Here is a 14,145-nt window from a genome sequence, read left to right on the forward strand (position 1 = left end):
GATATCCTCAAACGCGAAGCGTTACGGCCGGATCGCTCAGTCTTCAGCAAGGCTTCTAATCCGCCCGGTAGCTGAAGCAGAAAATCCAAGTAGCTCAGTTTTATAAATGACAATTCTCCGCCCGGCGAATATGTTTGATGGACCGTACCCAGGAGTAGAAGTCGCGCCGAGGCGACCCTTGGATCGGCATCGAGCCGCGGACCGTCGCTGAGAAATCTCATTCTAGCGAGTCCAAATCTTTTCGCGGTCCCCACCAGAATAGACACTCGTCCGTGAGCAGCGCCAAGGTGCCGAGCAGTTCCTCTTCATCCGCAAACGGAAGATCACTCTTTCGAGATTGTAAAAGGTTTGGCAAGCCCCGGTCTATCGCGTTGTATAGCGAGGGCGCATCAACCTCCGATGATCGTTCCAGCCGTTCATATAGTCGGTTATAAAATCGTGACGCAATGGCGCGCAGCGCGGCCTCAACCTTTCCGCCTCAGGCACACCTTCACTAATCTGCCGCGCGCGCATTCGTGCCGCCGCGTGGTATGCGCTTTGCTGTAAGACGACGATGATGTTTTCGGAGGCGCCGTTGAGCGTTAGCTTGTCGCGAAGGGTCGGAAAGGCGTCGTTTGTTAGGGACGACCTGACGGGTGCGATCTGCCGCAGGGCTAGCTCCTCGTCGACGATTGCCTGCATCTCCGCTCGCCCAATCCGTTTAACAGCGAGCGTTGCAGCGTCTAATCCCGCCGAACCCGAGGTCACAGCAATGTATGTCGTATTCGTCCCTTCGAATCGCTGAGACGCGGCCTGCTCAACGCGCTTTACGAGGCGGTCGTGTATTCGTTTGACGCAGGCAGGCGAGGGTTGGCGATGTTTCAACGTTTCGCTGATCACGGTGTATAGTTTATCGTAGGCTGTTGGCAGGGGCGGCCCCACTTGTAAGTCGGCCTTTTCCACAACTTTCGGCAGTGACGCGATTGGGCCGCCACCCAATTTGGCTTTTATCTTTTTGAAGAATGACTTGATTTTCGCATGCGTCCCATAATCGGAAAACGGTGTTGTCCGGGCTACAGCCAACACATGCACAAGGTTCTGTGAGTTATCTTGGCCAGTAAAAAAGCCGCAACTGGCCACAAAGCGGTAACTCGCGACGTCGGTTCTAATGGCTTCTGTCTCACAAAAAGTGGCAAAGGTGTGTACGACCTTTTCATCTTTTGCTTTTAACGCCGGTTGGGTGTGTTCCCGACTAGTCACTTGAACGCAAGTTAAGTCACCGTTGACCTGTTCGAGAAGTAGGTCGTCCACTGTCTCGCAATAGACATAAGCCATGTCTTCGTCATCTAATAAGCCAAACGCGAGGAGAGCCCCAACTGTATGTTGATAAGTGAAGCGGCTCTGTGCAATTGTGCCACCGCTTTGAGCAATCTCAACGCCGAGTGGATCAGCGGGCGCTTTAACTAGCTGGTCCGTCATGGGTCTTAATTTAGCTGCAACCGACCGGAATTTAATGCCTGCTGGTTTGGCCGCAATTCGGCCAAATCGCCCTCCGAGCAAGGAACCTCGAAAAGCTTGACGATGCCTCTAGCGGCGGTGCGCGGCTGCAAAATTACGGTGTAGCCATCGCGGTCGGGCATGCGATAAAACCTCGCGGTTAGCAGGCGGTTAAGTGCTAGAACTCCATATCAGACCCAACCACGCTGAATCCCTGTCATGCGCGGCGGTTTCCAAGTCGATTCAGCCTTAAATTCCTAGCCGCGCCGGAGTCGCGAGCAGTTTTCGACGGTTCTTCGGATGCCGGAATCTCCCAGCCCTCGCAGCTTTAACGTTCCGGCCGGCGTTTTCGTCTAGCTTGCTGTCCCACCGCGCATTTGTGCCGGACGGAATGCGCGGTGTCGAGGATGTAATTCGTCGGGTCGGGACTTATCGCTTCAGCAAATCGGCCGGGGCTACTCCTAAAGCTGCCGCGACAGCCACAAGGGTCTTCAGCGTAATCGGATCACCCGCTTCGACCCGTTGCCAAAGGCGCGATACGATGCCGGCCCGATGGGCCGCCTCCTCCTGACTGATCCCCATGCTCGCGCGCGCCGCTCTGGTGTTTAGAGCGATCGTTTTGAGCACTTGTTGAACGGTTGGCGAGCGCACTGCGCCGAGCGTATCGAAGGAAAGCCAGTCTTGCCACGCAAATATTTGCGTGACTCGTTGCGCTGCATCGAAAGGACAACGGCTTGCGAAGAGTACTTTCAAATTCCACAGCCGCGTTACTCAGCGTCGCAGCTCTATCGTTTGCGGGGTGCGACGGGAACGTTAGGCCGCTCCAGCCGTTAGCGCAGTCTGCCGGTGTCTTTCCGCGGCACCCAGCGGGGACCGTCGCCTACCGCCGCATCTACAGCTTCAAGGGTGGGGCTGATGGAGCGGCTCCCTCTGGTACCGTGCTTGCCTTGAACGACACACTCTACGGCACGACGTCGACCGGCGGCGGCGGGCATTGCGGCGAGAAGCGCGGATGCGGTACCGTTTTCAGTTATAACGTCGGCACCTCGATCGGCGAAACGATCCTCTACCGCTTTCAAAACGGCCAAGACGGCGCTAATCCGTACTCAGGCGTTATCGCTGAAGACAATATCCTATACGGAACCACCTATCAGGGCGGAGGGTGCCCTGAAAGTTCCATAGGCTGTGGCACCGTGTTTGCGGTGAATCTAGGCGCTTCTGGCGCAGAGAGCGTGATCTATCGGTTCATGGGTGGTCAGGACGGTGCCTCGCCGCTCGCAGGCCTGATTGCAATTGGCGGCAATTTGTACGGAACAACAATCGCTGGCGGAACTGACGGCACCGTGTATCAGGTCACATCACAGGGCGATGAGAGCGTGCTCTACCGCTTCTCCGGCGGTAGAAACGGCCGAGAGCCGCAAGCGCCCCTAATCCAAGTAAACAACGCGCTTTTCGGCACTACAACGGGCGGCGGATTATACCCTAAGTCGTGTAACCCCGTCGGATGCGGTACCATTTTCTCCCTCACGCCAGGTCCATCGTACAACCAAGAAAGCGTTGTTCATCGCTTTCAGGGTGGTAAACGAGGCGCCGATCCCATGGGTTCGGTCACTGATGTAAATGGTCAGCTATATGGAACAACGTATGCTGGCGGTGGTACCGGGTGCGCGGGCGGACAGGGGTGCGGCACGCTCTTCACCATAAATCCGAGCTCGGGCGAGATGCGCACGCTGTATCGTTTCAAAGGGGTTGACGACGGCGCATATCCTGACGGGAATCTTCTGTTTTTGAACGGCGTCCTTTATGGGACGACAGCCTCGGGAGGGGGCCAGGGCTGTAGAAACGGTGTAGGCTGCGGGACTGTCTTCGCTTTCACACCGTCGTCAAGCGCTCTAACAATCGTCTACGCCTTCAAAGGCGGGATGAACGGACAAAGCCCGACAGGTTTAACGGCTATCGGCGGAATGATTTACGGCAGCACCGCATCGGGCGGAGGCGGCTGTAAGTATAACTTGGGCTGCGGAACACTTTTTTCGGTCACGCCATAGTCCATCGTTTAGGAGCAAACAGCTGTGAGCAAACCTCAGAAGCGGCCGCTGAAAAAAGAGTCGGCCGCTCGTACCGAATTGCAGCGACCCGGAGGGCGTTCACTACATGCTGTTCGGCAAGGATGTGATGTCGCAACAGATCGCAGACGCAATCGAAGCTGAGGCGCAACGCCAAGGACTGAAGAAGTAGGCACCCAGTGTTAGCACTGCTCACAGGCAGCGCTAACGATCCAAGAATCACAATCGGTGGCCGGTCGCTTCGTATCGTATTGGCGGCAACCGGCTAGAGGTAGTTTTAACGATATATGAGCGAACGCAAAGAGCAGTCTGATAAACACTCCGGTTCCGAGGCAGACGCAGACGAAAAAACCGTCATGGGCTCGACGACCCGCCACTACATGGTTTTTAGGAAAGACATGTCGGCGGATGAGATTGATGATGCTATTCGAGCTATGGGCGAGAAGCTTGGCATTTTCAAATAGGCGCATCTTGAATGAGCTCGACTCGGTGGTAACGCGTCTGGTAAATGTGGAGTCCCATGCCCTTAGCAGAAGTAAGAAACACTTAGGGGTTCCGGGCAACCAGCTCAAGTGGGATTGCCGATATTGCGTGAGTATTCGCTCTTGCTGAGAACTCCGATCCGGGAAGCGCAATCGCCCAGCGAAATGAATGGTCATTCGCAGGTACTCTAGCCCCAGACTCTCCACGAATCGTGCGCTCGGTGCGTTGCCCCTAAGCCCACCATTGGTGTATAGTTTTAGGATGATGTCCGACTCAATGCCCGGTCGCGTACGCGCAGCGTTCAAGTGGTATCTCGACCAATCGCCGCGTCGTTCACTACAAGACCTCATCACGCATTGCAAAGAAAACAGCTTTGACGTATCAATAGCAACGCTAAAGCGCTGGTCAAGACGTTACGAGTGGCAACGACACGTTGCGGAGCATGATCGTGTACTGGCAGAAGAAGCGAAGGCTATCACCTATGATCGGCGCGAGCAGGCTATACACCTCCAACTTAGATTAGCGATCGCGGCGTTAGAACCGTACGAGCAGCTTATTGATGCCAATAGTCTGGGCGGGACGCCAGCACGACCGGGGCGCTCACCTAAAATCAAGATTCGTGAGTACTTGAAACTCATCGAGATTGAGGAGAAGCTGTGGAAGCTTCTTGATACAATGCAGCCGGCGGAGCCAAGAAAATCAGAGCCAAACCTTACGGCGGAGGAAATCGAGGCCATGATGCGAGCCCTCACCGAAGTTCGGCATGGTCTTCCAAAACACTCGCTAAGGCAAGAACAGACTTACTGAAGCGTCCGCCGAACTTGGTCCATCGATCGTAGTAAGCAGTAAGAACGCCGATTGCGGCGGGAGGCGAATCTGTACTTCCAGACTCACCGCATGCGTGTGTTCGCACTTACTTGAATCCAAAGGCCGCGCAAGATCCGGCAGACAGCGCCGATCAGCCGTTCAAATCCGGCCTTCTTGAGCAAAAGAGTCTTCTAAACCCCACGATTCGCCACGTTCTGGTGGCTGGTTTGATACCGAAGCGATACCGAATGAGGGTGATTTCCAACCTTTATGCCCTCGCTACGAACAGAATCGTATAACGCTCGTGCTCAACCCCAGGCCCGGCTTCGTGGCAGGTTGCACGAAATGACGGTCGTCGCGTACATTCCTAACAGATCAACGGTGTCGCGTGCAATGCAACGTCGATCTATTCAGTTTGCACCGTCGTCGAGCGTTGTTTGTGCTCAGTTGCATGTTGCATAACATCGATTATATTGCATCGACGCGTTGATGGTATGCTTATCCGTCGTCATCCGAAACGAAACCCGCCATTGTAGATCTGGGTAAGTCAGTTCCGCGGGGTACCCATGTCGTCGGCGCCGCGGTGGGCTCTTCTCAAAATTATAGAAAAAATAGGCCGATCGAACGCATGTTCAATCTAGCTTAATATAAAAATGTTACCGGGCCCTGACATGTCGGCTCGGGACGAAGATACCGGTCCGGCGAAACGCTCTTCCGCAGGACGAAGCCTGACTTACCGCCGGGCGCTTCGAAGCGCCAACGACGCTACACTAATGAACGCCCGGCCGGGGTAGTCAAATCCGCTCATCTGGCGTCGAAACTCCTTCAAGTTTGTACTCGGATCGGAATCGTTCTTTGTCCCATCTGTTGAGGCTCTTCGTACGCGCACGGTATAGCGGCGGACCTTACTTCAAATCGGAACATCCCACTGGTAGACTTTGAGCGGCGGAATAAAGCCGCCCTGATTTCCAAGCAAAAAGCGTCCGCAGCCGGACCAGCGTCAGTGAAATGAACTCTAAGCTCTCAAGTAACGTAGAGGACCCCCCTGTATAGATCAAAACTGTATTGCGACTCGAGCGAACAACCCAGAGCCCAGCCAACGAACCTACGTGAGGTCATAACTGTGACAACACCCGGACTCAGGTGCGAGGCATGAAACTCTTCTTTACAGCAGTGGCAGTTTTCCTCACCGTAGGTGCGCTGAACGGCGTTGCTCGCGCAGATGAGAGCGTCGACGGTAACCAATGCTGGGCAAAGCCGATCTTTGCATTGAATGGCGTACCAAAGCTGCTTTTTGGCAACTCTACAAATGATAAAAACTTGACCTACCTCGGTGTTAGCTTCACGAACAAGGGAGATCAACCACTAACGGACATCCGAGTGCATTACGTCTTCAGCGACGCCTTCGGAACGCAGGTCGATTCTCTTGACGGCGTGTGGTCGGGTTCATTCGCGCCTAATGTCGTTATCAGCTTCATGCCACCGCGTGAGCATGGAGTCTTGGAGGAGCGCCCGTTACAAAACGCTGACCATGTCAAAGACGTAACGTGCACGATTACCGGGGCTCGTTGGGCTGATGGCACCGTCTTAACGCAGCCGGTCCATATCCAAGACTCTAGCCCCGGTTCGGAAAGCGGATCATCGACGTCACCGGTGGTTTCGGATTCCCCAGCTGTAGCTGCTGTTTCGCCACCGGTCCAGCCGCTCTCGGGCACGTGCTCTACCGTCTATGCCGCATATGAAACGCAGAAGGCGCTGGCCGACAGTAATGCTATGAAATGGGAAGCAGCTTTAAACGACGATGATAGGTTGCTGAGCGCTTGTACCCTGTATAGGAACGCTGCGGCGTTCCGATCACTCTAAAGCCCTCGTCATCATCGCAGATGTCCACTTCCAAGGCGTGTGGTTAGCACGACTTCACCGTTGGTCCGAGGCTAGCACGGCGCTTGAAGAAGCGTACGAGGGAGCGGAGGTCGCAATCGCTGACAAGGATATGGACGCAAGCCAACTAAAGCAACTGCAAACGCTCCTTGAGGATATCAAACAAGAACAGTCGACGACCGCGCCCAATGTCAGGCGTTGAGCTTTTGCGAATGCTCTGTAATGTAGCCCGGTTTTTCGGGTTACCTCCGAGATCGTGCGAAGTTCGAGCGCTTGACGCGCGATCGCCCTGTTATCGACCTGGATGTGCCTCAAGCCATTCGGCCAGTGCCCTGTCAACATCACTAAAATCGGTAACGTCGATGGCTCTTCGTGACTCAATCGCCATAATGGCACCATGAAGGTGGGCATCCAACACAGTGAAGTCCATGCGGTTACCCTGCACTGAATCGACCTGCACGAATGCCATGGCTACTTCTCGGGGGTTTCCTACTCTTTCGAGAGCTGCGTTTATGACGAGGCCAGCATTGGCGTAGATTTGGATGATGCTTCGTGTCAATTGCAACTGCACGAGACCTAAGCTGTCAAAATATTGGATTAGGTTGGGCTCCAACGCGATATTTGCGTCCAAAAGTTCAACCTCTCGCCGTACGCGTGGCTGCATCCGGCGCGCTTCCAAAAAAGCATCGCGGTCGATTGCTAGAGAGAAGTTAATTACTGCCGTGCCTTCAGTGGCTTGGGCGTCCCACGAGAACGCGCGAACTGGAAGGTCACCGTGCTGAGCCACATTGCGAAGATTCTCAAATAACCGATAAGCGAAGTGGGCATCGTACTGTACACCGGTCCATCTCGCAAAACCCGAGCGTACATCGGGACGGTTTGCGAGTCTTTGAGGCATGACGTCAATGTACGTACGGACGCTAGAAAGAAAGTTCATTAAGTGCCGGTTCACCTCCAAAAGCATCTGATCTATCTGCTGCGATGTATGCAGCGTTCGACGCGCCGAAAGCTCCGCGTTATTTTGATCTAAGTAGCTTCGTAGAACTTGATAGTTCACTAGAACGACAGCCCATAGCATATGATCGTTTATGAATGTGCGAAGCGACGTCACGGCCGCGCGGACCTCCTCGGCCGTTTCCGGATCCAAGGGATGATTCAGATCGAAAGTGCCCGGCTCCAGGCGTGTAACGTATAAGGTATGGGTGCTTGGCATCGAGTTCATTCACATTTCCCCTCTAACTAGTTTCTCTGCTACCGCACGCGAAGCCACATGGCGGCATCGAGCGAGTCAGCCGTTCTGCGCGAGGCCCGCTCCTTTCTTAACGGCTTTTATTCCCGGCACCGAATTATCCCAAAGCGACGTCGGGCCCGTGAAGTTCCAAGTCTCTCCTCATCGTCCTGGGAGAGCTTCATCGCTGGTGAGGCTAGCGTAGCGCTTAGCGAAGCGTACGGGAAAACACAAATTGCAAATGGTTTACACGAACATGACGGCGACCCAGGAGAAGCAGCTAAAAACGCTCCTTGGCAATATTCAACAAGAACAATCTAAGGCAGCGGCCCACGTCACGCAAGAAGTGTGCCAACGTCGGCCACCTTGCTGCACTGATAACCAAGTGAGTAGATCGCTGGCGGTCCGGTAAGTCTTCACGCCGACTACGCGGGCTTCATGCAAAGTGTGGAACACGTTACCACGTGAAAAGCAGCTTCCCGGAAAAATGCCTCCTCTCCGGGCCGCGTGCGAGATAATTCGGCTCTAAAGAAGCAGAGGGCCTCACTCTTGACTATTTTGCCAACCCTCGTTCGCGCGGCCCTCGCTTGAGACAAGGAAGAAACGAAACGTGAAGTAGGCCGGCTGTGCGGTGCTCTCGATGACGAGGGTCAGCAATCCGCCGATGAACTTCGCGAGCTTCTTGACGGAGCCGACGACGAAGCTGCACTACGGCGTCTTATCGCTGGCGTACCCGCGGGGGCAAGGCGAAGCGCCCGTCTGGAGGCTGCGCTGGAAGCCTATCGAGGTTCGCAATCCCGACCTAGTGCGCGCGTCGGCGCCATGCCTTCTTTTGAACGCGCGATCGAGCGATTGCCCCTGTGCAGCGAACAATGCTTTTCATCTGAATCAGGGAAAATCTTACAGCGAGATAGCTACGGAACTCAATCGTAGCGTCAGTACGGTCCGCAACCACGTCAAGGTGTTATTGAAGAAATTCGAAGTGCGAAACCGATCCGGGCTGATTGCCAAGACGGCCCTTCACCATTGAAAGTAGAACGTCCTGATATCGTAGCTCCGCTTCACTCATTGGAGTAAAAACAAAATGGGTCGTAAGTCTCATCAAATGACCGTCATTCCGCGGGAAGAAGTCGAAGGCGTTGGTACGATTCTTACGCGTACTGGTAAGTCCGACGAGCCCATGGTTGAGGGCAGCGACAACTCGGCACCGAGCTTGCTTTGCGGGAACTGCCAATCCGTATTGGTTCGCCGGACGGCAGGGCATCAACTCGTCGCCGTGTTCTTCGAGTGTGGTGCCTGCGGATCAATCAATCGCCCTTAGCCAAAGTGAAGGCGAGGCGGGTGTAGCTGCACGCGCGTTCGCAAGTCACCCACCCAGATTGCCGGTTTCGCGAACCCGTTCAGCGATCGGGTCGTCCAAGATGGGACCATGGCTAAAACCGATGTAGAGAGGTTTCATAATAGAGCGGCGGCACGCCAATGGCTAATGCGGTTTCTTTGAATCTCAACAACCGTCACTGGTTACTTTTTCGTTTACCCACCGCACGAGTTGAACTCGAGACGACCCCTGGTACCATGTTGGTCTTCCGCTCGATTCATTCATTTTGCCTAAAAATGCGTTGCTGGTGCCACGCCAAATACGCGCGATGGGCATCTGTGAGCTCAGATGTGCGCATTACACTTTTGAGCCCAAGTGTGTCTCGAGCAAGCTGAGAAAGCGCCTCAGAAAATATAACGAGCCCCGCGCCATCTATTGTCATGAAACCGCCGTCAAACAGAGCGTCAAGATGCGGGGCGAGCAAGAAGCCGTTAAACACATCTAATCGCTCGGCATCGTCAGTACAGTCGGACCACGGTTTGCTGTGGCTTGCGCGAAGGATCTCAACCGTTTCGAGTCCTGTAATTGCGCATCGCCCTTTCCAATATTCGATTAAGCCCTGGCGGTAGATGCCTTGACCGATACGCAGCACCACAAGTCGTTCGGCCTCCGTGCTTCTAAGCAAGTTTGATGTCTCTTCCTCAAACCTGTGCAATAGCCCATCCGGTAGCAACAGAGATAGCTGAAATGCACGCCGCACTAGATGGTGCAGCTGCTCAAAATCATTGGTTCGAATAGCACCGGACGCTCCCGCTGGAAGCGCTAGGCCGCTCGTGTTCCCGTATTCCGAGAGCTCCTGCTCCACATTAGAGAGCGACAAAGCTGCCGTCGGCCTAGCGCTATCGCCGATCGACAACCAGATTCGCAAGGGGGTTTTTGTGCTTGCAAATGGCAGCCAACGGTCGAGCGGCACCTCCTCCAGGTCGAAACCGTTGTCGACTGCGATCTTTCTTAACCGCGTTGCCGCGAGTGGAGGAATCATCGACGTTCTACGCTCTCCGAGGGGCCTTGTCGGGGGACGGCAGGGCGTCCCAAGTCTCGAGGATTAACCGACCAGTGCGAAACTCACCGTACATTTTCTCCTCGTTCCGCCGAAGGGGTCCAAATGTTTCGAAATCGCATTCTGGACCTAGAACGGCCGACGGTTCAAGTAGATACAGCATTTCATCTCGGTTTAGCCCGAACACGTCTCGCGCGACGAGCACGTCGAGCTCACTTCGAAGGCGTTCTCGCTCTGCGAAGTCTTCGCAAGGCTGGTCCAGGTCCGGATCCATTCCGAGCAGTAGCGCAGTGCTCGTCCAGAATGCAGCCATTTCCGCTCCTGTGGCCGTAAGTTTGAGAGACTTCGCAGCTATTGTTACTTCAAGCGCAGAACTCTCGAACTGCCTCGGAAGCGGAAGACTGTCCATGTAGCTAAAGGTCATATGCAGAGATACTTTCTTTCGCGCCAAATAGTCAACACAGATTGCGTTTGCCACCCCGAGCCAAAGCATAGTCAACCGCGGGTCATTCGGGCTAAACGTGATAGTGGGTACGGGCTGACCGCAAACGACGCCTGTCGGGATTAGAGCGGCAACCAGCGTGCGAGCGTTTGTAGGACTTGCCACGTCGCAAAAGCCTAAGCGATATTGATTACACCGCTCCGCTATGTCTCTTGGTAGATCGCCGCTTGCTACACGCCATTGAGATTTGATCGACTTTTCATCAGCACCGAAGATCAACTCTTTCCAGTGCGCGCTTCGAGCGCGCCCAGAGACATATGCCTTGGCCCGGTGATCAAACGCCGCAACCATCCTGCCCTCATACAGCGGGAGTCCGGTTGGATCATTACCAAACGACTCCCGATCATTGCCCATATCGAGTTCCCTCGCATAGTCGCGTGCTGCGAGACCACCGCCATCCACCCCGAACTTTGGAAACCTTGCATAGAGCTTCTGGACGATCGCAACGTCGCTGGGATGCATTATCTCCGTGACAGCTAATGCGTCGGGGCTAGACTCTCGAACCTGATCAAGCGGGTACTTAATCGCACGGCCAGCTCTCGCGGCTTCCAGCTTTGCTAGAGTGTTTACGCCAAAGGCTGCTAAGAACGTTTCTGCCGCCGGCTCCCGCCGTGCAACGTACATGCAAAACTTTGTTCTATGGTAGACGGCGGGAAACCAGATATTTCGCGTGTTCTGAAACCCGATCAGCATCAACAAATTGAAGTCGTTGAATAGTGTTGCACGGAGGGCAGCCGCATTCGCCCCGTTGTAGAGGTTTTCGGGCACTAGCTGTGCCGCGATTCCCTCGGCACGTACGGCGCACAATGCTGTCTCGACGAACATGCGGTAAACGTTAAAATCTCCTTTGCCGAGGTTACCTTCAGCAAACATGCTGAATCGTCCACTTTCCTTTATGAACGCAGCCGTATCGTACAGCGTCCGGCAATGTTCGTCCCAAGCAGATTGCAGACCAGGCGTGAGAAGCAGGTCAGCGATTAGCCGCTCCTGGTCCGCGGGGGCCGCGTCACGTACAGAAGGGTCGAGTGGCGCAAAAAACTCCTTCGCGTCCGGACTCATCGGCTTCCAAGGTGGGTTTCCCAGGACCAGATGGAATCCGCCACGAGCAAATACGTCCGGGAACATTAGCGGCCAGTGAAAGAAATTGTGTATGCCGGCCAGTTCGTTGGCGACGGCGACCGCTCCAGCACGTGACTGTTCCCCGATAGCTAGCTTGTCTACATCTGACGTTAAGGGAACTTGAGACTCCGTCGCCTTCGTCTTTCGAACGAAAAAAGCAGCACAAACGAGGTTCGCCCGCTGACGAGCCGCCACCATCGAGGGCTCGGCCTCCGCGGCGGCAAGTGCCGTGCGCTTTGCCTTCACTTGTTCGACGGTATCTTCCGGGAGAAGCTCCATAGAATGAGCAGTAGCTGCTGCTGCGAAGAGCGGCAACGTATTAATGTCTTCGATTCTCTGCTTGTTCCTGAGGCGGAGCGCCTTTGCGACGGCCCTATCATCGCCTTCCCTGGCCTCGAACGCCTCGGCGGGAATGCCTCTATCTAACTGGGCTAGGTCAAGAACGCCCAGCAAGGCGTCCCCACAGCGTATATGCGAATCAAGAAATGATAGCGGCCGACCTGGCACGACGGTCTCGATCCAAAGTGCAGCCTTGCAGAGCTCGACGGCCATCGGATTACGATCTACGCCGTATATGCAGCTTGAGATTACAAGTCGCAGGGCTTCACGATACTCTGAAAGTGAGGGTGTCCCGTTTGCGCGGAGACGTGCAACTTGTGAGCCAAGCCGACGAGCGGCGCCGAGTAGGAAGTGCCCGCTTCCGCAAGCAGGGTCCACTACTGCCAGGCGCAATATGGCTTCTGACGCGTCTGCCGGATGCTTTGCGATTGCGGAGTCTATGATCGGCTCAATCGCCGCATCGAGCAGCGTTTGGACCAAGTTATCGTGCGTGTAGAAGCTGCTCGAGAGCTTGCGGGCGTTGCCTTTAGCCTCTTTTTTACCTGCGAATTCGAAGCTACGGCCTGCAATTGAAAGTTGCGGCCGAAGGTCGAGAAGGCTCTCGTAGATGCTCCCGAGCTCTTCTGGGCCCATGTCGCGCCAATTGACGCGGGCAATGCCGCTTTCTTCGCGCAACCATCCCAATCGGAAGACGGCCTCGAGCAAAGCCCAGTTCTCTAGCTTTGCGGCATCAAGCGTTTGGCATTGGTCGTCGGCAAAGAGACCACCGAGCGCTGGTATCGCCAAGCGCGCCTCGCCATGGGCCGCGCCGCGAAAGACAATCTTAAGTGCTTGCCAAAGATCGGTGAACCTGTCACGCGCAGCACGTCGACTTGAACGCTCTCGAAGAGCTCGTAGGCCGTAGCCTTTGGCGTACAGAGCTTTCGCTGACGTGGAGCAATCTGGGGGATGGAGTAAATCGCGCTCTTCGATTGTTAGGAGGAAGATGAGCCTATAAACAAGCCGCAACAACTCCTGGAAGTAAGTTTGCGTCGACAGCGTGCCGTCTTCAAGCGATTGACGAAGCTCGCGATTGTCGCGGTTCGCAAGGAAAGCCTGGCCCAAGACCACGAGCGCGGCCTCGACACCGTCTCGAAGCTTGTCACGAGCACGAGTACCATCGTCGCGGCCGGCTATTCGCCAGGCCTCCAGCCAGGAACCCTCCCGCATCGCTTCCAGCGCACCGAATCGGCTGTCGTGTATGAGCAACCACAGCGGAACGAAGTCGGCAAATCGCTCTTCCGAAAACAACCGCTCCAGGTCAACTTCAATCCATGTTGGGCGGGTCATGCTAGCATTCTCGCGCAGCAACCGCAATCGTATTCCGTCCGTCGCCATCCCCCACAAACTGGCGTGCGGACCGTTGAGATACTCCTGGACAAGACCGAAGGCGCTTCGCCGACGCGTGCCATCTCCGAAGCGGCTCGATGGCGTGTCCAGGCCTTCACTTGCAGCGGCGATCGCAACTGGAACTCGGGCGGCTCCGTAAAACGCGAGGGGATAGTCGTTGCCGTCGACCTCGCCAACGATGGCGTGCTCTACGCCGCCAAAGCCGAGGACTTCTCGAAGCAGCGCATCTGTGAAACGCTGAGCTAACGTCGCGTGGTTTCCTGTACTAGGAAGGCCCGCTTTAAACTCGGCCCAAAGGGCTTGCGACATACGCCAGTATCGCCCGATCTCGTCCCTCAGGTTGAGTCCCTTGGGGATTCGATAATCTGTCTCCGATTGTCCGGAGGCCTCAAGCAAAGCTATTCTCGAAAGCCACTCCGGCGAGAGTAGTCCACCTTCAATCGAGAGTGCCTCAAAAGCTAGCCGGCTCTGCTTGCG

The 14,145-nt window shown here is 55.3% G+C and carries 8 protein-coding genes; 4 read left to right on the forward strand and 4 right to left on the reverse strand.

The features are described 5' to 3' along the window. Window positions 1-363 precede the first annotated feature (363 nt). On the reverse strand, window positions 364-1,458 hold the full coding sequence (locus VGF98_14615; protein ID HEY1682876.1) for a dsDNA nuclease domain-containing protein: 1,095 nt from the start codon (window positions 1,456-1,458) through the stop codon (window positions 364-366). A 965-nt stretch (window positions 1,459-2,423) separates the two neighbouring features. On the opposite strand from VGF98_14615, the gene VGF98_14620 reads away from it, so the two are divergent. The 4 genes from VGF98_14620 to VGF98_14635 all read left to right on the forward strand — a co-directional run bounded on the left by VGF98_14620 (window position 2,424) and on the right by VGF98_14635 (window position 6,695). Beyond that, window positions 2,424-3,524, forward strand: a complete 1,101-nt coding sequence (locus VGF98_14620; GenBank protein ID HEY1682877.1) for a choice-of-anchor tandem repeat GloVer-containing protein — start codon at window positions 2,424-2,426, stop codon at window positions 3,522-3,524. 305 nt (window positions 3,525-3,829) lie between these two features. Next, window positions 3,830-4,006 carry a hypothetical protein gene (locus VGF98_14625; protein ID HEY1682878.1) on the forward strand — a complete coding sequence of 59 codons (177 nt, stop codon included), beginning with the start codon at window positions 3,830-3,832 and terminating at the stop codon, window positions 4,004-4,006. 280 nt (window positions 4,007-4,286) lie between these two features. Next, on the forward strand, window positions 4,287-4,832 hold the full coding sequence (locus VGF98_14630) for a hypothetical protein (GenBank protein HEY1682879.1): 546 nt from the start codon (window positions 4,287-4,289) through the stop codon (window positions 4,830-4,832). A 1,152-nt stretch (window positions 4,833-5,984) separates the two neighbouring features. Next, window positions 5,985-6,695, forward strand: a complete 711-nt coding sequence (locus VGF98_14635) for a hypothetical protein (GenBank protein ID HEY1682880.1) — start codon at window positions 5,985-5,987, stop codon at window positions 6,693-6,695. Between the two features lie 310 nt (window positions 6,696-7,005). On the opposite strand, the gene VGF98_14640 is transcribed toward VGF98_14635, so the two are convergent. From VGF98_14640 to VGF98_14650, 3 genes are all read right to left on the reverse strand, one after another. Next, window positions 7,006-7,935 (reverse strand): hypothetical protein, encoded by a 930-nt coding sequence (locus tag VGF98_14640; GenBank protein ID HEY1682881.1) that lies wholly within the window; start codon window positions 7,933-7,935, stop codon window positions 7,006-7,008. 1,601 nt (window positions 7,936-9,536) lie between these two features. After that, entirely contained in the window at window positions 9,537-10,301 is a 765-nt protein-coding gene (locus VGF98_14645; protein ID HEY1682882.1) for an HNH endonuclease, read from the reverse strand. Window positions 10,302-10,308: 7 nt separating this feature from the next. Continuing rightward, window positions 10,309-13,977, reverse strand: a complete 3,669-nt coding sequence (locus VGF98_14650) for a hypothetical protein (GenBank protein HEY1682883.1) — start codon at window positions 13,975-13,977, stop codon at window positions 10,309-10,311. Between the last annotated feature and the right edge of the window lie 168 nt (window positions 13,978-14,145).

The organism is Candidatus Tumulicola sp., from assembly GCA_036490475.1.
GTDB lineage: Bacteria > Vulcanimicrobiota > Vulcanimicrobiia > Vulcanimicrobiales > Vulcanimicrobiaceae > Tumulicola.